Annotated in this window: 23 protein-coding genes; 7 read left to right on the top strand and 16 right to left on the bottom strand. The window is 71.4% G+C overall.

The window, feature by feature from the left end; all coding sequences use genetic code 11:
• Positions 1 to 199: 199 nt before the first annotated feature.
• The 10 genes from ruvB to ABD481_RS34595 all read right to left on the bottom strand — a co-directional run bounded on the left by ruvB (position 200) and on the right by ABD481_RS34595 (position 7,898).
• Entirely contained in the window at positions 200 to 1,213 is a 1,014-nt protein-coding gene (ruvB, locus tag ABD481_RS34640; RefSeq protein WP_344670062.1) for a Holliday junction branch migration DNA helicase RuvB, read from the bottom strand.
• A gap of 270 nt (positions 1,214 to 1,483) precedes the next feature.
• The gene (locus ABD481_RS34635; protein ID WP_344670061.1) at positions 1,484 to 1,969 is read right to left on the bottom strand and encodes a hypothetical protein; all 486 of its coding nucleotides are present in this window, start codon (positions 1,967 to 1,969) and stop codon (positions 1,484 to 1,486) included.
• Between the two features lie 116 nt (positions 1,970 to 2,085).
• The gene (gene ruvA / locus ABD481_RS34630; protein ID WP_344670060.1) at positions 2,086 to 2,712 is read right to left on the bottom strand and encodes a Holliday junction branch migration protein RuvA; all 627 of its coding nucleotides are present in this window, start codon (positions 2,710 to 2,712) and stop codon (positions 2,086 to 2,088) included.
• 157 nt (positions 2,713 to 2,869) lie between these two features.
• Positions 2,870 to 3,382, bottom strand: a complete 513-nt coding sequence (ruvC, locus tag ABD481_RS34625) for a crossover junction endodeoxyribonuclease RuvC (protein ID WP_344670059.1) — start codon at positions 3,380 to 3,382, stop codon at positions 2,870 to 2,872.
• Between the two features lie 186 nt (positions 3,383 to 3,568).
• Positions 3,569 to 3,958 carry a RidA family protein gene (locus ABD481_RS34620; protein ID WP_344670058.1) on the bottom strand — a complete coding sequence of 130 codons (390 nt, stop codon included), beginning with the start codon at positions 3,956 to 3,958 and terminating at the stop codon, positions 3,569 to 3,571.
• Between the two features lie 79 nt (positions 3,959 to 4,037).
• Entirely contained in the window at positions 4,038 to 4,793 is a 756-nt protein-coding gene (locus ABD481_RS34615; RefSeq protein WP_344670057.1) for a YebC/PmpR family DNA-binding transcriptional regulator, read from the bottom strand.
• 30 nt (positions 4,794 to 4,823) lie between these two features.
• On the bottom strand, positions 4,824 to 5,423 hold the full coding sequence (gene pdxT, locus ABD481_RS34610) for a pyridoxal 5'-phosphate synthase glutaminase subunit PdxT (RefSeq protein WP_344670056.1): 600 nt from the start codon (positions 5,421 to 5,423) through the stop codon (positions 4,824 to 4,826).
• A 49-nt stretch (positions 5,424 to 5,472) separates the two neighbouring features.
• Positions 5,473 to 6,378, bottom strand: coding sequence for a pyridoxal 5'-phosphate synthase lyase subunit PdxS (gene pdxS / locus ABD481_RS34605; protein ID WP_344670055.1), 906 nt, complete (start codon positions 6,376 to 6,378; stop codon positions 5,473 to 5,475).
• A 219-nt stretch (positions 6,379 to 6,597) separates the two neighbouring features.
• Positions 6,598 to 7,140 carry a LemA family protein gene (locus tag ABD481_RS34600; protein ID WP_344670054.1) on the bottom strand — a complete coding sequence of 181 codons (543 nt, stop codon included), beginning with the start codon at positions 7,138 to 7,140 and terminating at the stop codon, positions 6,598 to 6,600.
• A 242-nt stretch (positions 7,141 to 7,382) separates the two neighbouring features.
• Positions 7,383 to 7,898, bottom strand: a complete 516-nt coding sequence (locus ABD481_RS34595) for a CGNR zinc finger domain-containing protein (RefSeq protein ID WP_344670053.1) — start codon at positions 7,896 to 7,898, stop codon at positions 7,383 to 7,385.
• Between the two features lie 37 nt (positions 7,899 to 7,935).
• Here ABD481_RS34595 and ABD481_RS34590 point away from each other — a divergent pair, with 37 nt between their 5' ends.
• Entirely contained in the window at positions 7,936 to 8,631 is a 696-nt protein-coding gene (locus tag ABD481_RS34590) for a hypothetical protein (RefSeq protein WP_344670052.1), read from the top strand.
• A 28-nt stretch (positions 8,632 to 8,659) separates the two neighbouring features.
• On the opposite strand, the gene ABD481_RS34585 is transcribed toward ABD481_RS34590, so the two are convergent.
• The 4 genes from ABD481_RS34585 to leuA form a co-directional block, all read right to left on the bottom strand.
• Positions 8,660 to 9,850, bottom strand: coding sequence for a glycosyltransferase family 4 protein (locus ABD481_RS34585; protein ID WP_344670051.1), 1,191 nt, complete (start codon positions 9,848 to 9,850; stop codon positions 8,660 to 8,662).
• Positions 9,847 to 10,914, bottom strand: coding sequence for a phosphatidylinositol mannoside acyltransferase (locus tag ABD481_RS34580; RefSeq protein ID WP_344670050.1), 1,068 nt, complete (start codon positions 10,912 to 10,914; stop codon positions 9,847 to 9,849). The genes ABD481_RS34585 and ABD481_RS34580 overlap by 4 nt, the downstream gene beginning before the upstream one ends.
• Positions 10,911 to 11,528, bottom strand: a complete 618-nt coding sequence (pgsA, locus tag ABD481_RS34575) for a phosphatidylinositol phosphate synthase (protein ID WP_344670049.1) — start codon at positions 11,526 to 11,528, stop codon at positions 10,911 to 10,913. The genes ABD481_RS34580 and pgsA overlap by 4 nt, the downstream gene beginning before the upstream one ends.
• A gap of 152 nt (positions 11,529 to 11,680) precedes the next feature.
• A complete protein-coding gene (gene leuA / locus ABD481_RS34570) occupies positions 11,681 to 13,432 on the bottom strand; it encodes a 2-isopropylmalate synthase (protein ID WP_344670048.1) in 1,752 nt (583 codons plus the stop codon).
• Positions 13,433 to 13,635: 203 nt separating this feature from the next.
• Between leuA and ABD481_RS34565 the strand changes: the two genes are divergently transcribed.
• The 3 genes from ABD481_RS34565 (at position 13,636) to ABD481_RS34555 (ending at position 17,428) form a co-directional block, all read left to right on the top strand.
• Entirely contained in the window at positions 13,636 to 14,316 is a 681-nt protein-coding gene (locus tag ABD481_RS34565) for a FadR/GntR family transcriptional regulator (protein WP_344670047.1), read from the top strand.
• Between the two features lie 183 nt (positions 14,317 to 14,499).
• A complete protein-coding gene (locus ABD481_RS34560) occupies positions 14,500 to 16,689 on the top strand; it encodes an elongation factor G-like protein EF-G2 (RefSeq protein WP_344670046.1) in 2,190 nt (729 codons plus the stop codon).
• 91 nt (positions 16,690 to 16,780) lie between these two features.
• The gene (locus ABD481_RS34555) at positions 16,781 to 17,428 is read left to right on the top strand and encodes a class I SAM-dependent methyltransferase (protein ID WP_344670045.1); all 648 of its coding nucleotides are present in this window, start codon (positions 16,781 to 16,783) and stop codon (positions 17,426 to 17,428) included.
• Between the two features lie 156 nt (positions 17,429 to 17,584).
• Here the strand turns inward: ABD481_RS34555 and ABD481_RS34550 are convergent, their stop codons facing one another.
• Both ABD481_RS34550 and ABD481_RS34545 read right to left on the bottom strand, forming a co-directional pair.
• Positions 17,585 to 17,992: a thiol-disulfide oxidoreductase DCC family protein gene (locus ABD481_RS34550; RefSeq protein WP_344670044.1), complete on the bottom strand. Its 408-nt coding sequence runs from the start codon at positions 17,990 to 17,992 to the stop codon at positions 17,585 to 17,587.
• 180 nt (positions 17,993 to 18,172) lie between these two features.
• Positions 18,173 to 18,754, bottom strand: coding sequence for an HIT family protein (locus tag ABD481_RS34545; protein WP_344670043.1), 582 nt, complete (start codon positions 18,752 to 18,754; stop codon positions 18,173 to 18,175).
• Between the two features lie 100 nt (positions 18,755 to 18,854).
• Here ABD481_RS34545 and ABD481_RS34540 point away from each other — a divergent pair, with 100 nt between their 5' ends.
• The 3 genes from ABD481_RS34540 (at position 18,855) to ABD481_RS34530 (ending at position 23,629) form a co-directional block, all read left to right on the top strand.
• On the top strand, positions 18,855 to 21,392 hold the full coding sequence (locus ABD481_RS34540) for a DEAD/DEAH box helicase (protein ID WP_344670042.1): 2,538 nt from the start codon (positions 18,855 to 18,857) through the stop codon (positions 21,390 to 21,392).
• A gap of 325 nt (positions 21,393 to 21,717) precedes the next feature.
• The gene (locus ABD481_RS34535; RefSeq protein WP_344670041.1) at positions 21,718 to 22,557 is read left to right on the top strand and encodes a site-2 protease family protein; all 840 of its coding nucleotides are present in this window, start codon (positions 21,718 to 21,720) and stop codon (positions 22,555 to 22,557) included.
• Positions 22,558 to 22,684: 127 nt separating this feature from the next.
• Positions 22,685 to 23,629 (top strand): TIGR03621 family F420-dependent LLM class oxidoreductase, encoded by a 945-nt coding sequence (locus ABD481_RS34530; protein ID WP_344670040.1) that lies wholly within the window; start codon positions 22,685 to 22,687, stop codon positions 23,627 to 23,629.
• Positions 23,630 to 23,729 lie beyond the last annotated feature (100 nt).

The raw sequence follows: 23,729 nt of genomic DNA, 5'->3' as shown, positions 1-23,729 counted from the left end.
GAGTGGATACGCCCCGAACAACGGTCCGGGGCCCACGGCCGGTTCCCGTGACTCAACGTAGTCGAAATCGTCCGGAAGTTGTGAACCGCCTGCGTTCGAGGGGCCGCAAGTCGCCTGGTGGGGGCACTGTGGCCACTGAGTCTGAAACTTTTTGCCCGCTGTGTCCGATCTCGTCCGGATCGTGGACGGGATCGCCTGGTCACGGGGCGCTGAGCCCGAAATGGGCCCAGGCCGCGGCGGTCGCGATCCGGCCCCGCGGGGTGCGGGCCAGCAGGCCCTCGCGGACCAGGAACGGCTCGGCGACCTCCTCGACCGTCTCGGACTCCTCGCCGACCGCGACGGCCAGCGTGGACAGCCCGACCGGGCCGCCGCCGAACAGCTTGAGCAGCGCGTGCAGCACCGCGCGGTCCAGGCGGTCCAGGCCGCGCTCGTCGACCTCGTAGACGGCCAGCGCCGCCCGGGCGATCTCCAGCGTCACCGCGCCGTCCGCCTTGACCTCGGCGTAGTCCCGGACCCGGCGCAGCAGCCGGTTGGCGATCCGCGGGGTGCCCCGGGAGCGGCCGGCGATCTCCCGGGCGCCGTCGGGGTCGATGCGCACGCCCAGCAGCCGCGCCGAGCGGTTGACCACGTGCTCCAGGTCCTGCGGGCTGTAGAACTCCAGGTGCGCGGTGAAGCCGAAGCGGTCGCGCAGCGGGGCCGGCAGCAGGCCGGAGCGGGTGGTGGCGCCGACCAGGGTGAACGGCGGCAGCTCCAGCGGGATCGCGGTGGCGCCGGGGCCCTTGCCGACGATCACGTCGACCCGGAAGTCCTCCATCGCCATGTAGAGCATCTCCTCGGCGGGCCGGGACATGCGGTGGATCTCGTCCAGGAACAGCACCTCGCCCTCGGCCAGCGAGGACAGGATGGCCGCCAGGTCGCCGGCGTGCTGGATGGCCGGCCCGGAGGTGATCCGGATCGGGACCGCCAGCTCGGTGGCGATGATCATGGACAGCGTGGTCTTGCCCAGGCCGGGCGGCCCGGACAGCAGCACGTGGTCCGGCGCCGCGCCGCGCATCCGCGCGGCGTCCAGCACCAGCGAGAGCTGGTCGCGGACCTTGGGCTGGCCGACGAACTCGGCCAGCCGCTTGGGCCGCAGCGCCGCCTCGGCCGCCTGCTCCTCGGGGTCGCCGGTGACGGCGCTGCCCGAGACGAGGCGTTCGGTTTCCTGTTCCACGGCGGGGGCTCTCCTGGCTGGTGCTGGCTGGGTCCGGCTGGTGCTGGCTGATGCTGACTGGGTCCGGCTGGGTCTGGCTGGTGCTGACTGGCCGGCTGGTGCCGACCGGGTCCGGCAGGGCTGGTTCCGATCCGGTGCCGGCCGGGTCCGATCAGGCGTCGGTCTCGGCCGGTGTCGGTCGGTGCCGGTGCCGACCGGTGCCGGTCGGTACCGGCCGGCGACAGAGCTCGTCCATCCTGCCAGGTCCGGCCGACAGAAGGCCGAGCGGCCTCAAGGCGCCCGGAACAGCAGGGGCCTGAGCAGCTCGCCGAGCGCCATCAGCATCCGCGGTCCGACCGGGACCCGGTCCCGCGGCGGCTGGTAGTGCACGAAGTCGAAGCCGAGCCGCCAGGCCAGCGCGCCGTCGGTGGCCAGCTGGTCCCCGACCACCAGGCCGGGGCGCGGAAGGTCCCGATATTCGTTGACCCGCAACGGTTTGTCGGCCGAGGAGCGGTAGCCGATCCGGGTGTCCGGCAGGCCCGGCAGCGCCGTCGGCCGGCGGGCGGAGTTGGTGGAGAACAGCACCACCTCGCGGTCCGGCAGGTGCTCCAGCCGGCGGAGCGTCTCGGCCAGCCCGGCGTCCAGGGCGGCGGTGTCGGTGTCCCAGATCGCCACCAGCGGTTCGACGTCGAAGACCAGCGACCGGGAGCCGAGCCCTCCGATCAGGGTCCAGACCTCGTCCAGCGTCGTCGTTTCGTACAAGGCCACCTGGCGCATCGCCGTCTCCGTTTCCCGCTCGCCGTTCCGGTTCCCGCCCCCTGTCAGCACGTCGCTTTCCCGCCGGTCCGCGCTCGCCGCCCACCCGCCGAAGTGCTGGTTCTCCGCCAGCGCGGCTACTTCTTCATCGTCCGCAGCGCCGCCTTCAGCAGCGGCCCGAGCTGGACGGTCTGCCCGGCCGCCTCCTGCTCGGCGGCCAGCGGCGCCACCGAGGTCACCGCGTCGTCGGCCTCGCGGGCCGACCAGCCCAGCCCGGTCAGCGCCTCCAGCAGCTGGATCCGCCAGGAGCCCAGGCCGGCCCGGGTCCAGCCGTTCTGGGCCTGGCCCGGGACCGCGCCGGACGGCGGGCCCAGCCGCTCCTTGAGCTCCAGCAACAGCCGCTGGGCGCCCTTCTTGCCGATGCCGGGAACCTGGGTCAGGGCCGCCTCGTCCCCGGTCATGAAGATCATCCGCAGTGTGTCCGGGGCGTGCACCGACAGCATCGCCTGCGCCACCTTGGGGCCGATGCCGCTGGCGGTCTGGAGCAGTTCGAAGACCACGCGCTCGTCGTCGCTGCCGAACCCGAACAGGGTCAGCGAGTCCTCGCGGACCACCAGCGCGGTGTAGAGCTTGGCCGGCTCGCCGACGGTCAGCGCGGCCAGCGTCGCGGGCCCGCAGTGCACGAGCATGCCGACCCCGCCCACCTCGACCACGGCGCTGGCCGGGTTCACCGCGGCCACCGGGCCGGACACGAAGGCGATCACGCGCCACTCCTCACTGTGCTGACTGTGCTGCCGTTCCCGTTCCCTCGGGAACCGTCGGCCGGGCCGCCGCCGACCGCGATCGTGCCCGCGTCCGGGTACCCGTTCGCGGACCCGTACACCCGACCGGTCCTGGTGCGATTCTCGGGCATCCCCGGGCTCACCGCTGCTTCGCGATCGCGGCCGCGAGCCGGTTCTGCGCCGTGCCGCGCCAGATGTGGCAGATCGCCAGGGCCGCGGCGTCCGCGGCGTCGGCCGGCTTGGGCGGCTCGGCCAGCCGCAGCACCCGGGCCACCATGGCGGCCACCTGGTCCTTGTCGGCCCGGCCCGAGCCGCTGATCGCGGCCTTGACCTCGCTGGGGGTGTGCAGCGCCACCGGCAGTCCGCGGCGCGCGGCCACCAGCATCGCCACCGCGCTGGCCTGGGCCGTGCCCATGACGGTGCGCACGTTGTGCTGGCTGAACACCCGCTCGACGGCCACCGCCTCCGGGCGGTGCTCCTCGAACCACTCCTCCAGCCCGATCTCAATCCGCAACAGCCGCTGGGCCAGGTCCAGGTCCGGCGGGGTGCGCACCACTCCGACCCCGATCAGGGTCAGCGGCCGCCCGGGCGTGCCCTCGACCACGCCGACGCCGCAGCGGGTCAGCCCCGGATCGACCCCCAGCACCCGCACGCGCGCCCGACCTCTCCGATGGCTGAAACAGCAGTTCCCTTCCGCCGAAGCCTAGCGGCGCGGGCGGACAGGAACGACGAAGCCGGGCCGCGTGCGGCGGGCCCGGCTTCGTTTCCGGGGCGGTTCCCGGGGCGGACTCAGGGGTCGGACGGGGTGGAACAGGGCGGAACAGGGCGGAGCCGCGGGTCACGCGGCGGCGATGATCTCCACTTCGACCAGCCATTCCGGGACCAGGGTCTGGGCGCACATCATGATGGTCGGCACCAGGCGGCCGCCCAGGGCGTCCACCCGGGCCCGGCTGACCGGCTCGTCGTAATCGACGTCCCGGATGTACTGCACGACCCGGACCACGTTGTCCACGGTCATGTCCGCGGCGGCCAGCAGCCGCCGCAGGTTGTCCCAGACCAGACCGATCTGGGCCTTGATGTCCTGGCCCGCGACGCCCTCGGGGTCCAGGCCCATCGTGCCGGAGGTGTAAAGGAAACGAGTGGGATTGCGCACTTCAGCGGCATGTGCGTATTCACCGCCCACGGGGGCGTATATGCCGTCCGACGGGCTGTGCTCGACGATTTCCATGGCGGAAACCATATAAGGGTTCGAACCCCAACAACAGGCTCGAACCCTTATACCGGAAAAACTGGCGCGGAACTCCCGATTAAGCGTCGATCTTTTCCATGACCTCGTCGGAGACGTCGAAGTTGGCGTAGACGTTCTGGACGTCGTCGCTGTCCTCGAGGGCCTCGATGAGCCGGAAGACCTTGCGCGCGCCGTCCTCGTCCAGCGGCACCTGGACCGAGGGCAGGAACGAGGACTCGGCCGACTCGTAGTCGATGCCGGCCTCCTGGAGCGCCGAGCGCACCGGGATCAGGTCGGCGGCCTCGCTCACCACCTCGAAGGCCTCGCCGAGGTCGTTGACCTCTTCGGCGCCGGCGTCCAGGACCGCGCCCAGGATGTCGTCCTCGGACAGCGGGCCGGCCTTGGGGACGATGACCACGCCCTTGCGCGTGAACATGTACGCCACCGAGCCGGGGTCGGCCATCGAGCCGCCGTTGCGGGTCATGGCGACCCGGACCTCGGAGGCGGCGCGGTTGCGGTTGTCGGTGAGGCACTCGATCAGCACCGCCACGCCGTTCGGGCCGTAGCCCTCGTACATGATGGTCTGCCAGTCGGCGCCGCCGGCCTCGGCGCCGGAGCCGCGCTTGACCGCGCGGTCGATGTTGTCGGCCGGCACCGAGTTCTTCTTGGCCTTCTGGACCGCGTCGAAGAGTGTGGGGTTGCCTGTGACATCTCCACCGCCGGTCTTGGCGGCGACTTCGATGTTCTTGATCAGCCGGGCGAACAGCTTGCCGCGCTTGGCGTCGATGACCGCCTTCTTGTGCTTGGTGGTCGCCCATTTGGAGTGGCCGGACATTACCCCTGCTCCCTAACTACGAAAATTCATTCAGGCCGAGCCGCGGACCATGTCCACGAAGTATTCGTGGACCCGGGTGTCCGCGGTCAGCTCCGGATGGAAGGACGTCGCCAGCAGGTTGCCCTGCCGGACCGCGACGATCCTACCGGTGGCGGGGCCACTGGTGACGCGTGCCAGCACCTCGACACCCGCTTCGACGTCCTCGACCCAGGGCGCGCGGATGAACACGCCGGTCAGTTCACCGATACCGGTGAAGCTGATCGGCTCCTCGAAGGACTCGGTCTGCCGGCCGAAGGCGTTGCGGCGCACGGTGATCGGGAGTCCGCCGAAGGTCTGCTGACCGGCCGCGGCGTCCACGATCCGGTCGGCCATCATGATCATGCCGGCGCAGGTGCCGAAGACCGGCAGGCCCTCGGCGACCCGCTTGCGGACCGGCTCGAACATCTCGGCCGTGGTGGCGAGCTTCCACATCGCGGTGGACTCCCCGCCCGGGACGATCAGGGCGTCGACCTGCTCCAGCTCGTGCGGACGGCGCACGAGGACCGGGGTCTGGCCGATCGCCTTCAGGGACGCGGCGTGCTCGCGGAAGTCTCCTTGCAGCGCGAGCACGCCGATCGTCTTGTCGCTCATCCGGTGCTGTTCCCCTGTATCCCTGTGTGTCCCCGCGTCCCCGTACCGCTCACCAGCCGCGGGAGGCGTAGCGCTGCTCGGCCGGCAGCGTGTCGATGTTGATGCCGACGATCGCCTCGCCGAGGTTGCGGGAGACCTTGGCGATCAGGTCCGCGTCCTCGAAGTGGGTGGTGGCCTCGACGATGGCCTTGGCGCGCTTCTCCGGGTCGCCGGACTTGAAGATGCCGGAGCCGACGAACACGCCCTCGGCGCCGAGCTGCATCATCATCGCGGCGTCGGCCGGGGTGGCGATGCCGCCGGCGGTGAACAGCACGACCGGCAGCTTGCCGGTGGTCGCGACCTCCTTGACCAGCTCGTACGGGGCCTGGTGGTTCTTGGCGGCCAGGAACAGCTCGGACTCGTCCAGGGTGCCCAGCTTCTTGATCTCGCTGCGCAGCTGCCGCATGTGGCGGGTGGCCTCCACGACGTTGCCGGTGCCGGCCTCGCCCTTGGAGCGGATCATCGCCGCGCCCTCGGCGATCCGGCGCAGGGCCTCGCCCAGGTTGGTGGCGCCGCAGACGAAGGGGACGGTGAACGCCCACTTGTCGACGTGGTGGGTCTCGTCGGCCGGGGTGAGGACCTCGGACTCGTCGATGTAGTCGACGCCGAGGGCCTGGAGGACCTGGGCCTCGACGAAGTGGCCGATCCGGGCCTTGGCCATGACCGGGATGGAGACCGCCTCGATGATCCCGTCGATCATGTCCGGGTCGCTCATCCGGGCCACGCCGCCGTCCTTGCGGATGTCGGCCGGCACGCGCTCCAGCGCCATCACGGCCACGGCGCCGGCGTCCTCGGCGATCTTCGCCTGCTCGGGGGTGACGACGTCCATGATCACGCCGCCCTTGAGCATCTCGGCCATGCCGCGCTTGACGCGGGCGGTGCCGACTTCGGGCGCGGTGTTCTCGTTCGCGGACACGGGTGACCTCACAAGGGAAGAATTCTTCGGATGAGCGGACTGCTCCCGAGGCACCATCCTAGACGGCGCGCAAGCGTGATCCACCTGACAATCTGGCCAGGTCAGGATGCGGGAGTGGACGGTGAGGCGGCTTGCGACACCTGGGACCGGTCAGAAGCGCTGCTCAGTGACGCTCCTTACAGGCGGGGCGCCCCTTACCGCGCGCCGCCGCATCGGGCGCTACCCCGCGGCCATGCCCCGCAGGCCCACGGGTTCCTCGTCGTCCATCTCGAAGGTCTGCGGGAACGGCGCGTGCCCGGCGAGCCGGAACAACCGCACCAGCCGCTGCCGGCGCAGCACCCAGGTGACTCGGACGGCGTCGTTGTAGAAGTGCCGCGCGAGCTGGACCCGGCGGCAGGAGGAGTCCAGCTCGGTCAGCAGCGCGCCGCCCCCGGGCCGTTCCTTGAGCGCGAGGCTCTCCTTGGGATCCTCGAAGACGTCGCGCAGCACCCGCGTCAGATTGGTCTCCGCGAGGTCGCGCGACTCGGCGGACGCTTCCCGCGCCGTGTGCGCGGCGTCGTCGAGCAGGATCGACGCGGCCGGATCCAGCAGCCGGGAGGCCGCCAGGTCCAGCGACACCGAGGCCCGCCGCACCAGCTGCGCGTCCAGCGCGGCCCACGCGCCGTCGCGCCGGGTGTGCAGCCGGTCGAGACGGTTCGCGGTCCAGGTGAGGTAGACGCCGATGAGCAGGACGACCGCTGCGGCGTAGACGAGGACGGACACGGTTGGTCAGCCTAGTGGGCCGGGGCGGTCGAAGGCGCCGGGCGTTAATGAGCGCGCTACTCGGCCGACCGCCCGAGGACTGCGGCCGTTGCGGCGGAGACTCGGCCGTTCCGCCGGGGATCGCCTCGTCGACGACCGGATCGAGTGGTTCGCCGGAGTCCGGTGCCCGAGCTGTGGCCCGGCCTCGCGGGCGAAGAAGCCTGATCCGACTGATCCGGCTGATCGGGGCCCGCTCACTCCTTTCACTCCTTCGCGGTTCGCGCGCGGTAGGCGGCCACCGTGGTCCGGCTCGCGCAGGCGTTGGAGCAGAAGCGGCGGGTGCGGTTACGGGACTGGTCGACGAAGTAGTTGCCGCAGCCGGCGGCGCCGCAGCGGCCCAGGGTCACGGCGGGGTCGCCGGCCGCGACCCGCGCGAGTTCGGCCGCGAGGAGCTGGCCGAGCCAGCGCCGGGCCTCGGTGCCGTTGCGGCTGAAGTGGATGTGCCAGCCGCCGAGGCCGTCGTGGTCCGTCAGGTGCATCTCCGGCGGGAAGTCGCGCAGCAGCTGGTGGACGGCTTGCGGCGGCTCGCCGTCGACCAGCTGCGCGAGCGCCGCGCCCACCAGGTCCGGGAGGTCGCCGTAGGCGCCGTCGCCGGGTGGGGTGATCTCGTGTTCTTCGAAGAAGTCGCCGACCAGCTCGCCGGTCCGGTCGAGCGTGCCGGTGTTCGCGAGCTCCACCGCGAGCCGGATCACGTTCCCTATGTAGTCACCGTATTGCACTTGACCGCCTACATTGCCGCTACCTACTGTAGGCGCCATGATAGCTGATGACGCCTACATAGCCCGCCGCCTGTCCGTGGCCGGGGACTGGGACGCCGCGCTCGGAGTGCTGGGGCCGGACGGCGACGCCGCGCTGCGGGCCGAGATCGCCGTCGAGCGCTGGTTCTTCCGGATGGAGGACCACGACGAGGCCGAGAAGGCCGTCGCCGCGCTGGACCCGGGCTCGTGGACCGCGCAGCTGCTCAACGGCCGCATGACCTACAGCCGGCTGTTGTTCCGGCGCGATCCGCGCCCCGGGGACCGCGCCGACTCCGAGGCCTCCTACCGGGCCGCGGTCGCCGCCGCACAGGACGAGACGCAGCGTGGCTGGGCCGAGTTCCACTGGGCCGTGCTGCTGGACAACGTCGACGCCGACTTCGACGCGGCGGCCCCGCACTACGACACGGCTTTCGACATCGCCCTGTCGAACGGCGACCTCCTGCTGGAGTCGATCGTCATCCGGCACACGGCCCGGAAGCAGGCCGACGACGACGAGCGGATCGCCATGTTCCGCCGCTCCCTGCACCTGCGCTGCGCCGTCGGCATCCGCCCGCAGATCCTCGCGGCCCAGGCCGCCCTCGCCTACAACCTTCCCGAGGACGACCCGGAGCGCGCGATGCTCATGGAGATCTTCCGCGCCGGCGCCGAGGAGCTGCGCATCGCCTGGCTGCTGTCCGACGACGACGAGGAGTGACCGGGCTGCCGGATCCGCTCGGCGCCGGTCAGGGTTCGAGCAGCTCCCCGGCGCCGAGCTCGCCGGCCGCCAGCGCTTCGATGTCCGGGGCCGAGGCGACCGCCAGCGGGTCGGTGGTCACCATCTCGTAGACGGCGAGCAGGTCGGCGGCCACCACCGACCAGTCGTAGCGGCGCACCGCCAGCGCCGCCGCCTCGGCCAGGCGGGCCCGCTCCTCGGGGTTCTCCAGCAGCTCGATGGCGTCCTTGGCCAGCGCGTGCGCGTCGCCGGTCGGGAACATCCGCCCGACCTGGCCGCCCTCCAGCACCAGGCCGAACGCGTCCAGGTCGCTGGCCAGCACCGGCGCGCCGGCCGACATCGCCTCGACCAGGATGATGCCGAAGCTCTCGCCGCCCAGGTTCGGCGCCACGTAGACGTCCACGCTGGACAGCAGCCGGGCCTTGTCCTCGTCGGAGAGCCGGCCCAGGAACTCCACCTGGTCGCGCACGTCGGCCGGGAGGTCCTCCGCGACCTCCTCGATGTCGCCGCCGCCGAGCACCAGCAGCCGGACGCCGGGCCGCGCGGCGGCGATCTCCGGGAACGCCTCCAGCAGCGTCGCCAAGCCCTTGCGGGACTCGTTGATCCGGCCGATGAAGGCCAGCGTCCCGCCCTGACCGGGCTGCGTCTGCCACTCCGGCTTGGGCTCGGCGCGCTCGTAGAAGCCGACGTCGACGCCGTTGGGGATGACCACCGCGTCGCCGCCGAGGTGCTCCACCAGCGTGCGGCGCGCGTATTCGGACACCGCGATGCGGGCGCTGATCTTCTCCAGCGTCGGCTGGAGGATCGGGTAGGCCACGGTCATCGCCCGCGAGCGCGGGTTGGCGGTGTGGAAGGTGGCCACGATCGGCCCGGAGCCGGCCCAGCAGGCCAGCATCGACAGGCTCGGCGAGCTGGGCTCGTGCACGTGCAGGACGTCGAAGTCGCCGTCGTGCAGCCAGCGCCGGACCCGCGCGGCGGACAGGAAGCCGAAGTTCACCCGGGCCACCGAGCCGTTGTACGGCACCGGCACGGCGCGGCCGGCGTGCGTGACGTAGGGCGGCAGCGTGGCCTCGTCGTCGGCCGGGGCCAGCACCGAGAGCTCGTGGCCGAGCCGGATCAGGTGCTCGGCCAGGTCCCGGACGTGGTTCTGCACGCCGCCGGGGATGTCCCACGCGTAGGGGCAGACCACGCCGATCTTCATGACGCCTCCCCGGACCCGGCGCTCTCGGGCTGGTCCGGTTCGTCGGAGCGGTCGGGCTCGGCGGTCCGCACCGGCTTGGCAACCTGCTCGGGCTCGCCGGTCCGCACCGGCTCGGCGACCTGCTCGGGCTCGGCGGCCTTGGCAGCCTTGGGCGCCTTGGCCGGATCGAGGTCGGCGAGGAAGAACTTCTGCAGCATGTGCCAGTCGGTCGGGTGCGCGGCGATCCCGGCGGCGTAGGCGTCAGCGAGCTGCTGGCACATCACGGCGACCTTCTCGGGCCGCTTGCCCTCGGCCGGGACCGGGATCTCGGGCAGGACCCGGACCGCCATCTTCGCGTAGCCCGGATAGAACAGCTGCACCGGCAGCAGCGCCGCGCCGGTCTGCACCGCCAGCGCGGCCGGTCCGGCGGCGATCCGCGTCGCCTCGCCGAACATCGTCACCTGCACGCCGGTGGCGCTCAGGTCCCGGTCGGCGACCAGCGCCACCGTCTTGCCCGCCCGCAGCCGCCGGGCCAGCGTGCCGAACACCGACGGGCCGCCGTCGTGCGGCAGCACCTCCATGCCCAGGCCGCGCCGGTAGTCCAGGAACTTCTCGGCCACCGCCTCCGGCTTGAGGTGCTCGGCGACGGTGGTGAATCCCTCACCGGTGAAGGCCACGAGCCACATGGCCGCGTGGTCGTAGTTGCCGGTGTGGCCCAGCGCGAGAACGGTTCCGCGACCGGAGGTCAGCGACTCCTTCAGGATCGCCTGGTCGGCCTCGGGGAAGTCGACGCTGTCCACGACCCGCGCGCGATCCCACACCGGGGCGCGGAACTGCTCGCAGTAGACCCGCAGCGCCGACCGCATGGCCAGCCGCGACGTGGCCCGCAGCTCGGCCTCCGGAGTGTCCTTGCCGAGCACCCGCAGCAGGTTCTTCTCCAGCTGCCGGACCTGGCCGGTGCGCTTGGACCAGAGCCGGTCGGCGACGCGGTCGAAAAGCTTGTACGCGGCCCGTTCGGGCAGCAGCTTCACAGCGGACCAAGCCGCCCCGTACCCCCAGCCGACGACCCGGTCCTTCGCGCTCACGCGACCGCCTCCCCCTTCAGCAGTTCCCTGCGGACCAGCATGACGCGCTGCACCAGCGTGATGAAGGACCCGATGGCGATCGCCCACAGCGTGATCGCCTGCACGTACGGTACGCCCAGCCCGTCCAGGCCGGTCGCCACCAGCGAACCGACCAGCCGCTCGCTGCGCTCGACGTAGCCGACGTTCGCGTCGACGCCGAGGCCCTCGGCCCGGGCCCGCGCATAGGACACCACCGCGCCCAGCCCCATGCAGGCCAGGCACACCACGAACAGCACCGGCTGGTCCCCGCCGCGCGCGAACCAGTACGCCAGGCCGCCGAAGATGGCCGCGTCGCCGAGCCGGTCCAGCGTGGAGTCCCAGAACGCCCCGAACTTGTCCTTGCGCTTGCTCATCCGCGCCATCGTGCCGTCGATCAGGTCGGAGAAGACGAAAGCGGTGATGACCAGGGTGCCGACGAAGAACGACCCGCGCGGGAAGAAGCACAGCGCGCCGGCGATCACGCCCAGGGTGCCGACCAGCGTCACCGCGTCCGGGCTGATCCCGACCTTCAGGAAGAAGCGGGCGGTCGGGGTGAAGATCGCGGTGAAGAAGGCACGCGCGTAGCGGTTGAGCATGACCGTCCTGATGAATAGCCGTACGGGGTCGGTGGGCGGGTGGTTCAGCGGCCAGCCGACCGCGAGGCCATCATAGGGGGCCCTTCCTCCACCATTACCGACGGTGGCGGGACAAGGGGTCCCCAGCCCGCCACCCGTAGGGATTCTCCCCGCTAGTCGAACATTTGGTTGACCGCCGACAGCGCCGCCCGGACCGTGGCCGTCAGCACCGAGGTGTCCAGGCCCACGCCCCACACCTCCCGGCCGCCGGCGCGGCACCGGAGGTAGCAGGCGGCGGCCGCGTCGACGCCCGAGGTCACGGCCTGCTGGGTGTAGTCCGCCACCTCGATGGGCACGCCGGCCTCGGCCAGCGCGGCGGTCAGCGCGGACAGCGGCCCGTTCCCCGAGCCGGCGACCTCCGCCTTGGTCCCGTCGGCCCGGACCAGGACCGCCGCCACCCGGTGCTCGCCGGGCTCCGGCTCGGTGAACGCCGACTCGGCCAGCGTCCACGCCCCGTCCTCCCCCGGCGCCAGATACGTCGCCCGGAACAGCTCCCACAAGTCCTTCGGCTCCATCTCCCGGCCGTGCTCGTCGGTGGCCCGCTGGACCACCTTCGAGAACACCGGCTGGAAGTCCTTCGGCAGGTCGATGCCGTAGTGGGTGCGCAGCAGGTAGGCCATTCCGCCCTTGCCGGACTGGCTGTTGACCCGGATCACGCCCTCGTAGCTGCGCCCCACATCGGCCGGGTCGATCGGCAGGTAGGGCACGTCCCACGGCGCCTGCGACGCCTCGACGCCCAGCTCCGCGGCGCGCGCCGCGTGGTGGATCATGCCCTTGCTGATGGCGTCCTGGTGGGTGCCGGAGAAGGCGGTGTAGACGAGTTCGCCGCCGTAGGGGTGCCGGGGGTGGACCTCGATGCGGTTGCATTCCTCGACCACGGCCTTGACCGCGTCGATGTCCGAGAAGTCGACCATCGGGTCCACGCCCTGGGCGTGCAGGTTCAGGCCCAGGGTGACCAGGTCGACGTTGCCGGTCCGCTCGCCGTTGCCGAACAGGCAGCCCTCGACGCGCTGCGCCCCGGCCAGCACCGCCAGCTCGGCGCAGGCCACGCCGGTGCCGCGGTCGTTGTGCGGGTGGACGGACAGGATGACGTGCTCGCGCCGGGCCAGGTTCCGGCTCATGTACTCGATCTGGTCGGCGTAGATGTTCGGGGTGGCGACCTCGACGGTGGCCGGCAGGTTGTGCACCACAGGCCGGTCGGCGCAGGCGTCCCAGATCTCGGTGACGCGGTCGCAGACCTCCAGCACGTAGTCCGGCTCGGTCAGGTTGAAGACCTCCGGGGAGAACTCGAAGCGCATGCTCCCGGCGTCCGGCCCGCGCCGGTCGGCCAGCTTGGCGACCAGTTCGGCGGCGTCCGCCACCAGGGCTTTGACGTCCGCGCGGCTGCCGCGCAGCACCAGGTCCCGCCAGGCCGGCGCGGTCGCGGTGTACAGGTGCACCAGCACGTTGGACATCCCGGCCACGGACTCGAAGGTGCGCTCGATCAGCTCGGGCCGGGCCGGCGTGAACACCGAGATCGCGACGTCTTCGGGCAGATCGCCGGCGGCCTGCCGGGCGGCCAGCGAGCGGACGAAGTCGAAGTCGGTCCGGCTGGCCGAGGGGTAGGCGACCTCGATCTCCTTGTAGCCCATCCGGACGAACAAGTCGAACATCTTCGTCTTGCGCGCGGTGTCCATCGGCTCGGCCAGGGCCTGGTTGCCGTCGCGCAGGTCCACCGGCACCCACAGCGGCGCGGCGGTGAAGCGGTTGTCGGGCCAGCTCCGCTCGCGCAGCGGGACGTCCACGCGCTCGAACACGTTCCGGTAGCGGTGCGAGGGCATCGGGCTGGGCCGCTGCGGATTCCAGAAAGGGGTGACGCCGGTCATCGGAAGGATCCTCACAAGAATTTGAGAAAAGGAACGTCGGCCGGGCGGGGCGCCACGGCGGGGCCGCCGATCGCGTCAGGCCCCGCCGCGGCGGCGAAGAAGACTCCACTGCTGCGTCATGGGCAGCACCGTAGCACAACTCCTCAGACAAGCTGAGCACCTGAGTTGCTGAGTTCTGCCCGCGCGGTGGTAGAACTGGGGCCGTGACCCTCCGATCGATCCAGCCCAGCCCGCTGGTGGAACAGGCCGCCGAGCAGCTGCGCGCGCAGATCACCGGCGGCTCCTGGCCGGTCGGCACCAAGCTGCCCGGCGAGACCACGCTGGCCGCCAGCCTGGGCGTCGGCCGCTCCACGGTGCGCGAGGCGATCCGCGCGCTGGCCGGCGAGGGGCTGCTCCAGCCCCGGCAGGGCGCCGGGGTGTTCGTGCTGGCCACCGAGTCACGGGCGGATTTCGGGGACCATCTGCGCAAGGCCGCGATCGCCGACGTCTACGAGGTCCGGATGATGATCGAGACCCGGGCCGCGCGCCTGGCCGCCGAGCGCCGCACCGAGGCCGACGTCAGGGCGCTGGAGGCCGCGCTGGACCGCCGCACGCGGGCCGCGCGCCGCTCCGACGCGGAGTTCATCGACGCCGACATCGCGCTGCACACCGCGGTGGTCGCGGCCGCCGGGAACCCGGTGCTCACCGCGCTGTTCGAGCAGTTCGCCCCGGCCCTGCGCGCGGGCCTGACCGCGCTGGTCCGCGACAGCGGCCGGGCCGACGAGAACCTGGGCCACCGGGCGCACGCGGCGCTGGTCGCGGCGGTCGCCGAGGGCAACCCGGAGCGGGCCGAGACCCTGGTCTCGGAGGAGATCGCGGCCACCACGCTGCGCCGGCTGGCGTGAACCGGCCGGACGCGGCCCCCTTGTCGCGGCCCCCATATAGGAGTTGGCTGCAAGGAACGGCCGGGTAACGAATTCTGTACAGCCGGTACACGCATCCGACGTCCCGGTGTCGTGACCCGGTCTGGAAAGATCAGCTCCGGCTCGGGGACGAGCCGCCCTGACACAGGAAGAGGAGCACGCTCGATGGCGGACAAATCAGGCGGACAGGGCGGTCATGCCGGGGCCGCCGGCAGGGTGGCGGCGCCCTCCCGGCCCGAGCAGATCCGGAACGTGGTGCTGGTCGGGCACACCGGGGCCGGCAAGACCACGCTGGTGGAGTCGCTGCTGGCGGCCACCGGCACGGTGAGCCGGCCCGGCCGGGTCGAGGAGGGCACCACCACCACCGACTTCGACGAGGTGGAGCAGCGGCAGCAGCGCTCGGTGGCGCTGGCGCTGGCCCCGGTGGAGTTCGGGGGCGTCAAGATCAACCTGCTGGACGCCCCCGGCTACGCCGACTTCGTCGGCGACCTGCGCGCCGGCCTGCGCGCCGCCGACGCCGCGTTGTTCGTGGTCTCCGCCGCCGACGGCGTCGACGGCTCCACCCGCCTGCTGTGGGAGGAGTGCGCGGCGGTCGGGATGCCGCGCGCCGTGGTGGTCACCAAGCTGGACTCGGCGCGCGCCGACTTCGACGAGATGGTGGCCATCTGCCAGCGGGTCTTCGGCGACGGCGTGCAGCCGCTGTACCTGCCGCTGCTGGACGACGAGGAGCACGTGGGCGGCGTCATCGGGCTGCTCACCCAGAAGATCCACGACTACTCCGGCGGCGAGCGCGAGGAGCGCGACGCCGAGGAGGCGCACGTCGAGGGCATCGAGGAGGCGCGCAACGCGCTGATCGAGGGGATCATCGCCGAGAGCGAGGACGAGACCCTCATGGACCGCTACCTGGGCGGCGAGGACCTCGACATCGACGTGCTGATCGAGGACCTGGAGAAGGCGGTGGCCCGGGGGTCGTTCTACCCGGTGCTGCCGTACTCGGCGATCGCCGCCGGGACCGTTGCCACTCCGCCGGCCCTGGGCTCGATCGAGCTGCTGGAGCTGATGGCCAAGGCCTTCCCCTCCCCCCTGGAGCACGAGGTGCCGCCGGCCACCACCCCGGAGGGCGCGCCGAAGGGGCCGCTGACCTGCGACCCGGCCGGTCCGCTGGTGGCCGAGGTGGTGAAGACCTCCACCGACCCCTATGTCGGCCGGATCAGCCTGGTCCGGGTGTTCTCCGGCACGCTGCGCCCGGACCTGCCGGTGCACGTGTCCGGGCACGGCCAGGAGTCCCGCGGGCACGCCGACCACGACGTCGACGAGCGGGTCGGCGCGCTGTCCAGCCCGCTGGGCAAGACCCAGCGCGCGATCGAGGCCGGGATCGCCGGGGACATCGTCGCGGTGGCCAAGCTGCTGCACGCCGAGAGCGGCGACACGCTGTCCGGCAAGGACGACCCGATGCTGATCGAGCAGTGGCTGATGCCGGACCCGCTGCTGCCGGTCGCGATCCGCGCGCATGCCAAGAGCGACGAGGACAAGCTGGCGCAGTCGCTGTCCCGGCTGGTCGCCGAGGACGCCACGCTGCGCCTGGAGATGAACCCGGAGACCCGGCAGCTGGTGCTGTGGTGCATGGGCGAGGCCCACATGGACCTGGTGCTGGACCGGCTGAAGAACAAGTTCGGGGTGGCGGTGGACCCGGTCGCGCACCGGATCTCGCTGCGGGAGACCTTCGGCGGCGCGGCCAAGGGCCACGGCCGGCATGTGAAGCAGTCCGGCGGCCACGGCCAGTACGCCATCTGCGACATCGAGGTCGAGCCGCTCCCGGCCGGGAGCGGCTTCGAGTTCGTGGACAAGGTCGTCGGCGGCGCGGTGCCCAGGAACTTCATCCCCTCGGTGGAGAAGGGCGTGCGCGCGCAGATGGAGCGCGGCGTCATGGCCGGCTACCCGGTCATCGACCTGCGGGTGACGCTGTTCGACGGCAAGGCCCACTCGGTGGACTCCAGCGACATGGCGTTCCAGACGGCCGGCGCCCTGGCGTTGAAGGACGCCGCCACGAAGGCCGGCATCCTGCTGCTGGAGCCGGTCGACAGCCTGGAGATCCACGTCGCCGACGAGTACGTGGGCGCGATCATGGGCGATCTGTCGTCCCGGCGCGGCCGGGTGTCCGGCTCGGAGCCGACCGACAACGGGCGCACCATGATCCGGGCCGACGCGCCGGAGGTGGAGATCGGGCGCTACGCGATCGAGCTGCGCTCGCTGTCGCACGGCACCGGGACGTTCACCCGCGCCTACCTGGGGCACGAGCCGATGCCGCCGCAGCTGGCGACGAAGATCAAGGCCGAGGCCGCCCACGACGAGTGAGTCGGGGACCCGGGCTCGCGTGACGGCGCGGGCGGCGGACGGCTTCGCGGCCGACCGCCGCCCGCGCTGCTGCTTCTCTATCCTCACGAACGTGGACACACATTCCGCGGGCACCGACTACTGGAACAAGGCCGGGACTGCCAAGACCTTCGGGCATCCGCTGGACCTCGCCTGGCTCGGCTCGCTGGGTCCGGACGCCGCGGTGGTCGACTACGGCTGCGGATACGGACGGCTCGCCGGCGCACTGCTGGCCGCCGGCTACCCGGATATCGAGGGCTTCGACGTCTCGGCACCGCTGATCGAGCGCGCCCGACGGGAACAGCCCGGCGCGCGGTTCGCCGTGCTCGACGACCCGCCGCGGCTGGCGCGCGCCGACGCGTCGGTGGACGCGCTGCTGCTGTTCGCGGTGCTGACCTGTGCCCCCGACAGCGATGCCCAGCGCGGGATCGTCGGGGAGATCCGGCGGGTGGTGAAGCCGGGCGGGCTGCTGTATCTCAGCGACTATTGCTTGCAGAGCGACGCGCGGAACGTCACGCGCTATGGCGAGCACGAAGCCCGGTTCGGCCGGTACGGCGTGTTCGAGACCGGCGACGGCGCGGTGTGTCGGCACCACGAGCGCGAGTGGCTGCACGACCTGCTGTCAGGGTTCGAAGTAGTGCGCGAGCGCGACGTGCCGGTCGAGACGATGAACGGGAATCCGGCGGTGGCCACTCAGCTGCTGGGGCGCTGCCGGCCATGACCCGGCGGCGGGTCCGAGGCCGTCGGTCTCGGGCGCGCGGCCGTCAGTATCAGGTGCGAAGCCGTCGGTATCAGCCGCGAAGCCGTCGGTCTCGGGCGCCTGGCAACGTGCGCTCCGCATGGCGAAGCGCACGTTCGAGCGAGCCGAACCGGCCTGTCAGGCGCCGATCCCGCTTTCCCGCGCGGCCGGCGGCAGCGCGCACGCGGCGGTGCCGCCCGGCATCTTCTGCCGGTTGTTGGCGATGAGCCGGTATACCCCGGCCGCGAGCCAGCGCAGCGGCGGCGTGCGCAGGAGCCACCCGGCGGCGGCATAAATACCGCCCGCAGAAACCAAAAGGCGCGCAATTGCTTGCGCGCCTCCGTGGACCTGACCCGAGCGGTCCACCCACAACACTTCGTAGGACGCCCGCTCCTCCGTTGTTCCGTACAACGCGAGGTCTGCGAACTGGTACGCGGTGACGTCCGCGTCCACCGGAAGGCGCTTGAAGACGTTGACCGAGCGCGTGCAGAAGCCGCAGTCGCCGTCGAAAATCAGCACCGGCTTGTCAAACCTGGACTCACGCATTGGCCCTCCCTTTGCTGATGCCTGAGCCGGACTGCCATACACCGAGTACAACAAGAAAAGGCCTCAGCTTCATCCCGCCCCCACCAGGCCCTGCTCCGGCTGCCCTTCTCTCTCAGGGTAAAGCACGCACAAACGTTCGCCAGCCTGGGACCGGGTTGTCAACCCGCTAAGAACAGCCGCTCACGAGGCGGCGGGCCAGGCGTCGGCCAGCAGCTTGCGGGTCTCCCCCAGCAGCTGCGGCAGCACCTTGGTGTGCCCGACGACCGGCATGAAGTTCGTGTCCCCGCCCCAGCGCGGCACCACGTGCTGGTGCAGATGGGCGGCGATCCCGGCGCCGGCCACGTCGCCCTGGTTCATCCCGATGTTGAAGCCCTGCGCGCCGGACGCCGCCCGCACCGCGACCATGGCCCGCTTGGTGAACTCGGCCAGCTCCGCGGTCTCCGGCACCGTGAGGTCCGTGTAGTCGGCGACGTGCCGGTACGGCACCACCATCAGATGCCCGCCGTTGTACGGATACAGGTTCAGCACCGCGTAGACCAGCTCGCCGCGCGCGATGATCAGCCCGTCCTCGTCGGACAGCGCCGGGATCCGGCAGAACGGATCCTGCCCGGCATCGGGCCCGGTGGGCTTGTTCTCCCCTTTGATGTACGCCATCCGATGCGGCGTCCACAGCCGCCGGAAGCCGTCCGGCTCGCCCACCCCGTGCTGCTCCTGCAGCTCGGCCGGGGCGGTCGGGACGTCGGGCGGGTCCGGGATGGTCATGAAGGAGAGCTTAAGCGGTGCCGCTTTCGGTACGGAATAGCACCCCGGCCCGGCTCAGCACCGCGACCGGGGCACCGGAGCGCCTAAAGTTGACGGCACTATGACCCTCACCGACCGCCTGCCGGACCGCGACGACCCCGACGCCCTCTTCGACGCCTTCAGCGAATGGGCCGGCGAGCGGGGGATCACCCTCTATCCGGCGCAGCAGGAGGCGCTGATCGAGGTGGTGAGCGGGTCCAACCTGATCCTGTCCACCCCCACCGGCAGCGGTAAGTCGCTGGTCGCGGCCGGTGCGCACTTCGCGGCGCTGGCCCGCTACCGCGAGGACCCCAAGCAGCGGACGTTCTACACCGCGCCGATCAAGGCGCTGGTGAGCGAGAAGTTCTTCGCGCTGTGCGCGATGTTCGGCGCCGACAAGGTCGGGATGCTCACCGGCGACGCCAGCGTGAACCCCAACGCGCCGATCATCTGCTGCACCGCCGAGGTGCTGGCCAACCACGCGCTGCGGGACGGGGCGACGGCCGACCTCGGCCAGGTGGTGATGGACGAGTTCCACTTCTATGCCGAACCGGACCGCGGGTGGGCCTGGCAGGTGCCGATCCTGGAGCTGCCGAACGCGCAGTTCATCCTGATGTCGGCGACGCTCGGCGACGTCACCCGGTTCGAGAAGGACCTGACCCGGCGCACCGGCCGGCCGACGGCGGTGGTCTCGTCCGGGGAGCGCCCGGTGCCGCTGTACTACTCCTACAAAGAGACGCCGCTGCACGAGACGCTGGAGGAGCTCCTCCAGACCAACCAGGCGCCGATCTACGTCGTGCACTTCACCCAGGCCGCGGCCATCGAGCGGGCGCAGGCGCTGATGAGCGTCAACGTCTGCACGAAGGAGGAGAAGGCCGCGATCGCCGACATGATCGGCAACTTCCGGTTCACCGCCGGGTTCGGCAAGACCCTCTCGCGCCTGGTCCGGCACGGCATCGGCGTGCACCACGCGGGCATGCTCCCGAAGTACCGGCGGCTGGTGGAGCTGCTGGCGCAGGCCGGGCTGCTGAAGGTGATCTGCGGCACCGACACGCTGGGCGTCGGCATCAACGTGCCCATCCGCACCGTGCTGTTCACCGGCCTGACCAAGTACGACGGCGTGAAGACCCGGCAGCTCAAGGCCCGCGAGTTCCACCAGATCGCGGGCCGCGCCGGGCGCGCCGGCTACGACAGCGCCGGCTACGTGGTGGCGCAGGCCCCCGAGCACGAGGTCGAGAACTCCAAGCGGGTGGCCAAGGCCGGCGGCGACAAGAAGAAGCTGTCCCGGGTGGTGCGGGTCAAGGCGCCCGAGGGCTTCGTGTCCTGGGGCCGGCCCAGCTTCGAGCGGCTGATCTCCGCCGAGCCCGAGCCGCTGACGTCCAGCTTCCAGGTCAGCCACGCCATGCTGCTGAACGTCATCAGCCGCCCCGGGGACGCGTTCCAGGCGATGCGGCACCTGCTGGAGGACAACCACGAGGACCGCAAGTCCCAGCTGAAGCTGATCCGCAAGGCCATCGCGATCTACCGGGCGCTGCTGGCCGCCGGCATCGTGGAGCGCCTGGACGAGCCGGACGAGCAGGGCCGCGTCGTGCGCCTGACCCGCGACCTGCAGTTCGACTTCGCGCTGAACCAGCCGCTGTCGCCGTTCGCGCTGGCCACGCTGGAGCTGCTGGAGCCGGAGTCGCCCACCTACGCGCTGGACGCGCTGTCGGTCATCGAGTCCACGCTGGACAACCCGCGCCAGGTGCTGTCGGCGCAGCAGAACAAGGTGCGCGGCGAGGCGGTCGCGCAGATGAAGGCCGACGGGATCGAGTACGAGGAGCGGATGGAGCTCCTGGAGAAGGTCACGTATCCCAAGCCGCTGGAGGAGCTCCTCTACGCGGCCTACGACGTCTACAAGCGCAGCTCCCCCTGGGTCGCCGACTACGAGGTCGCCCCGAAGTCCGTGGCGCGCGACATGTTCGAGCGCGCCATGACGTTCGCGGAGTACGTGAGCCTCTACACGCTCCCGCGCTCCGAAGGCCTCCTGCTGCGCTACCTCGCCGACGCGTACAAGGCGCTGAAGCACACGATGCCCGAGGAGATGCGCAACGACGAGGTCAACGACCTCATCGAGTGGCTCGGCGAGCTGGTGCGCCAGGTCGACTCCTCCCTGCTCGACGAGTGGGAGGAGCTGGTCAACCCCGGCGAGGAGACGCCCGCCATCTCGCCGCACAACTTCGACGAGCGCCCGCCGCCGGTCACCGCCAACGCGCGCGCGTTCCGCGTCATGGTCCGCAACGAGCTGTTCCACCGCGTGGAGCTGTTCGCCCTGAAGAAGTACGACGACCTCGGGGAGCTGGACGCGGGCTCGGGATTCGACTCGGAGCGCTGGTACTACGCGATCGAGGACTACTTCGAGGCCCACGACGACCTCGGGACCGGCCCCGACGCCCGCGGCCCGAAGCTGCTGATCATCGACGAGAAGCCCGAGGGCCGGCCCGGCACGTGGCAGGTCCGGCAGATCTTCGACGACCCGGACAGCGACCACGACTGGGGCATCAGCGCCGAGGTGGACCTGGCCGCGAGCGACGAGGCCGGGACCGCTGTGGTGACCGTCACGGAGGTCGGGCAGCTCTGACCCGGTGCGGGGCGGCGGTACCGCGGCGGATCGGCCGGCAGACCGCGGCACTGCGGCACTGCGGCACTGCGGCGGCACGATCGCGGCACGGCAACGGCACGTCCGGCACAGCACAGCGGCGGTACAGCGGTGGTGCAGCCGCGGCTCGGCGACGGCTCGGCAACCGGCTCGGCGACGGTCCAGCGCACCGCGGCGAGGCGGGATCCTTTGACGGTCCCGCCTCGTTGTCCGGACAGAGCGCCTACGATGGCGCGGCGGGCCCAACCTCCCGCACCGATCAGCGGGAGGCCCCGGCTCCCGCCGAATGCCGAGGTGAGTGAAGCACATGGCCCGCAACAATCTGCGCCTGGTGGCCGGCGAGTACCGCCCCGACTGGTCGCAGCGGGCGCGCGGCGGACCGATCTCGCCGATCTTCCTGGGCCTCGTCGCCGGCACCGCGGCCAGCGGCGTGGCGCTCTACCGCGGCTTCGGCAGCGACCGCGCGGGCGTGTTCATCTTCGTCCTCTGCGGCTGGCTGATCTCGCTGTGCCTGCACGAGTTCATGCACGCCGCGGCCGCCTACTGGGGCGGCGACCACACCGTGGCCGGCAAGGGCTACCTCCGGCTGGACCCCCGCGTCTACGGCCACCCGGTCCTGACGTTCGTCCTGCCGCTGTTCTTCCTCCTGATCGGCGGCCTGCCACTGCCCGGCGGCGCGGTGTCGATCGAGTCGCACCGCCTGCGCGGCAAGTGGAAGGACTCGCTGGTCTCCGCCTCCGGCCCGGCCGTCAACGTGGTCTTCTCCGCGGTGCTGCTGGTCGTGCTGGACGTCTGGGGCCCGGGCTGGATCTACAGCCCCTCCGCCCCCGACCACGCGGCCTTCTGGTCCGCGCTGACCTTCCTGGCCTACATCCAGGTCGCCAGCGCGATACTGAACCTGCTGCCGATCCCCGGCCTGGACGGCTACGGCATCATCGAGCCGTTCCTGAGCCACGAGTGGCGCCGGATGGCGGCCCAGATCGCGCCCTACGGCATCCTGATCGTCTTCGCCCTGCTCTACGCCCTGGGCCCGGACCGGAACTTCATCGCCAACTGGACCCAGGACATCCTCGCCGGGCACGTGCCGACCGACGGCCAGTTCTGGGGGTACCACCTGTTCCGGTTCTGGGGCAGCGTCAACGGCTGACGGGCCGCGTCGGCGGCTCGTGTCGCCGGTCCGTGTCGCCGGTCCGTGTCGCCGGTCCGTGTCGCCGGCTCGCGCGAGCCGCCGATCTCCCGCCGCAGTCCGTCAGGATCCTGCAATGATGGCCGCCATGCGCCCATTCCGCTTCCTGGCTACCTTCGACGACACCAACGACCTCGCGAAACTGCCCGAGCTGGCGCGCCGCGCCGAAGCGATCGGCTGCGACAGCTTCGTGATCCCGGACCACCTCATGTACCCCGCCCCGCTGCTGCCGCTGGCCACCGTCGCGGCCGCCACGGAGCGGCTGCGGGTGGGGACGTTCGTCCTCAACGTCTGCCTGCGCCACCCGGCCGTGCTGGCCCAGGAGCTGGCGACCCTGGACGCCCTGTCCGGCGGCCGCCTCGACATCGGCATCGGCGCGGGCTGGAACAAGCCCGAGCACGACGCCATCGGCATCCCGTTCGAGCCGGTCGGCGTCCGGCTGAAGCGGCTGGCCGAGGCGATCACCATCCTCAAGGGCTGCTTCGCCGAGGGACCGTTCTCCTTCAGCGGCGAGCACTACACGATCACCGACTTCGACGCCGCGCCCGCGCCGGTCCAGCGCCCGCATCCGCCGTTCTTCGTCGGCGGCGGGGGCAAGCGTCTGCTCACGCTCGCCGGCCGGGAGGCCCAGATCATCGGGCTGGCGCCGCGCATCATCCCCGGCGACGAGCCCGGGCTCGACGCCCCGAGCATCACGGTGGCGGCGACGGAGGAGAAGATCGGCTGGATCCGCGAGGCCGCCGGCGACCGGTTCGACGAGATCGAGCTCAACACCTATCCCACGGGCGGGCCGATCGTGGTCACCGGCGACACCCGGGGCGAGGTGCAGCGGCGCGTCGACCAGATCCGGACCAGGACCGGCGTGGAGCTGACGTTCGACGAGGTTCTGGAGTCGCCGCACGTGTTCATCGGGAGCACGCGGGAGATCGCGGACAAGATCGTGGCCCTGCGGGAGACGCTGGGGATCAGCTCGTTCCTGGTCGACGACCTGACGGCGTTGGAGCCGGTGATCGAGGAACTGGCGGGGCAGTAGGGGGAAGCGGGAAGACGACGAAAGCGCCCGCTGGAGACCGAGGTCTCCAGCGGGCGCCGACAGCTCACCGGCGTCCGGCCCGGCTACGCCGCTAGTCTGC

The sequence above is a fragment of the Catenulispora yoronensis genome (genome assembly GCF_039531695.1).
GTDB classification, from domain to species: Bacteria; Actinomycetota; Actinomycetes; order Streptomycetales; family Catenulisporaceae; genus Catenulispora; species Catenulispora yoronensis.
The sequence above is the reverse complement of the archived record's forward strand: the minus strand, read 5'-3'. Positions and strand labels throughout refer to the sequence as shown.

Excerpts from the sequence above, each read along its gene's own strand:
- ABD481_RS34635 (WP_344670061.1), bottom strand. The coding sequence starts at position 1,969 with ATGCGCCAGGTGGCCTTGTACGAAACGACGACGCTGGACGAGGTCTGG.
- ABD481_RS34620 (WP_344670058.1), bottom strand. The coding sequence starts at position 3,958 with ATGGAAATCGTCGAGCACAGCCCGTCGGACGGCATATACGCCCCCGTG.
- ABD481_RS34615 (WP_344670057.1), bottom strand. The coding sequence starts at position 4,793 with ATGTCCGGCCACTCCAAATGGGCGACCACCAAGCACAAGAAGGCGGTC.
- pdxT (WP_344670056.1), bottom strand. The coding sequence starts at position 5,423 with ATGAGCGACAAGACGATCGGCGTGCTCGCGCTGCAAGGAGACTTCCGC.
- ABD481_RS34590 (WP_344670052.1), top strand. The coding sequence starts at position 7,936 with ATGATAGCTGATGACGCCTACATAGCCCGCCGCCTGTCCGTGGCCGGG.
- ABD481_RS34585 (WP_344670051.1), bottom strand. The coding sequence starts at position 9,850 with ATGAAGATCGGCGTGGTCTGCCCCTACGCGTGGGACATCCCCGGCGGC.
- pgsA (WP_344670049.1), bottom strand. The coding sequence starts at position 11,528 with ATGCTCAACCGCTACGCGCGTGCCTTCTTCACCGCGATCTTCACCCCG.
- leuA (WP_344670048.1), bottom strand. The coding sequence starts at position 13,432 with ATGACCGGCGTCACCCCTTTCTGGAATCCGCAGCGGCCCAGCCCGATG.
- ABD481_RS34560 (WP_344670046.1), top strand. The coding sequence starts at position 14,500 with ATGGCGGACAAATCAGGCGGACAGGGCGGTCATGCCGGGGCCGCCGGC.
- ABD481_RS34550 (WP_344670044.1), bottom strand. The coding sequence starts at position 17,992 with ATGCGTGAGTCCAGGTTTGACAAGCCGGTGCTGATTTTCGACGGCGAC.
- ABD481_RS34545 (WP_344670043.1), bottom strand. The coding sequence starts at position 18,754 with ATGACCATCCCGGACCCGCCCGACGTCCCGACCGCCCCGGCCGAGCTG.
- ABD481_RS34540 (WP_344670042.1), top strand. The coding sequence starts at position 18,855 with ATGACCCTCACCGACCGCCTGCCGGACCGCGACGACCCCGACGCCCTC.
- ABD481_RS34535 (WP_344670041.1), top strand. The coding sequence starts at position 21,718 with ATGGCCCGCAACAATCTGCGCCTGGTGGCCGGCGAGTACCGCCCCGAC.
- ABD481_RS34530 (WP_344670040.1), top strand. The coding sequence starts at position 22,685 with ATGCGCCCATTCCGCTTCCTGGCTACCTTCGACGACACCAACGACCTC.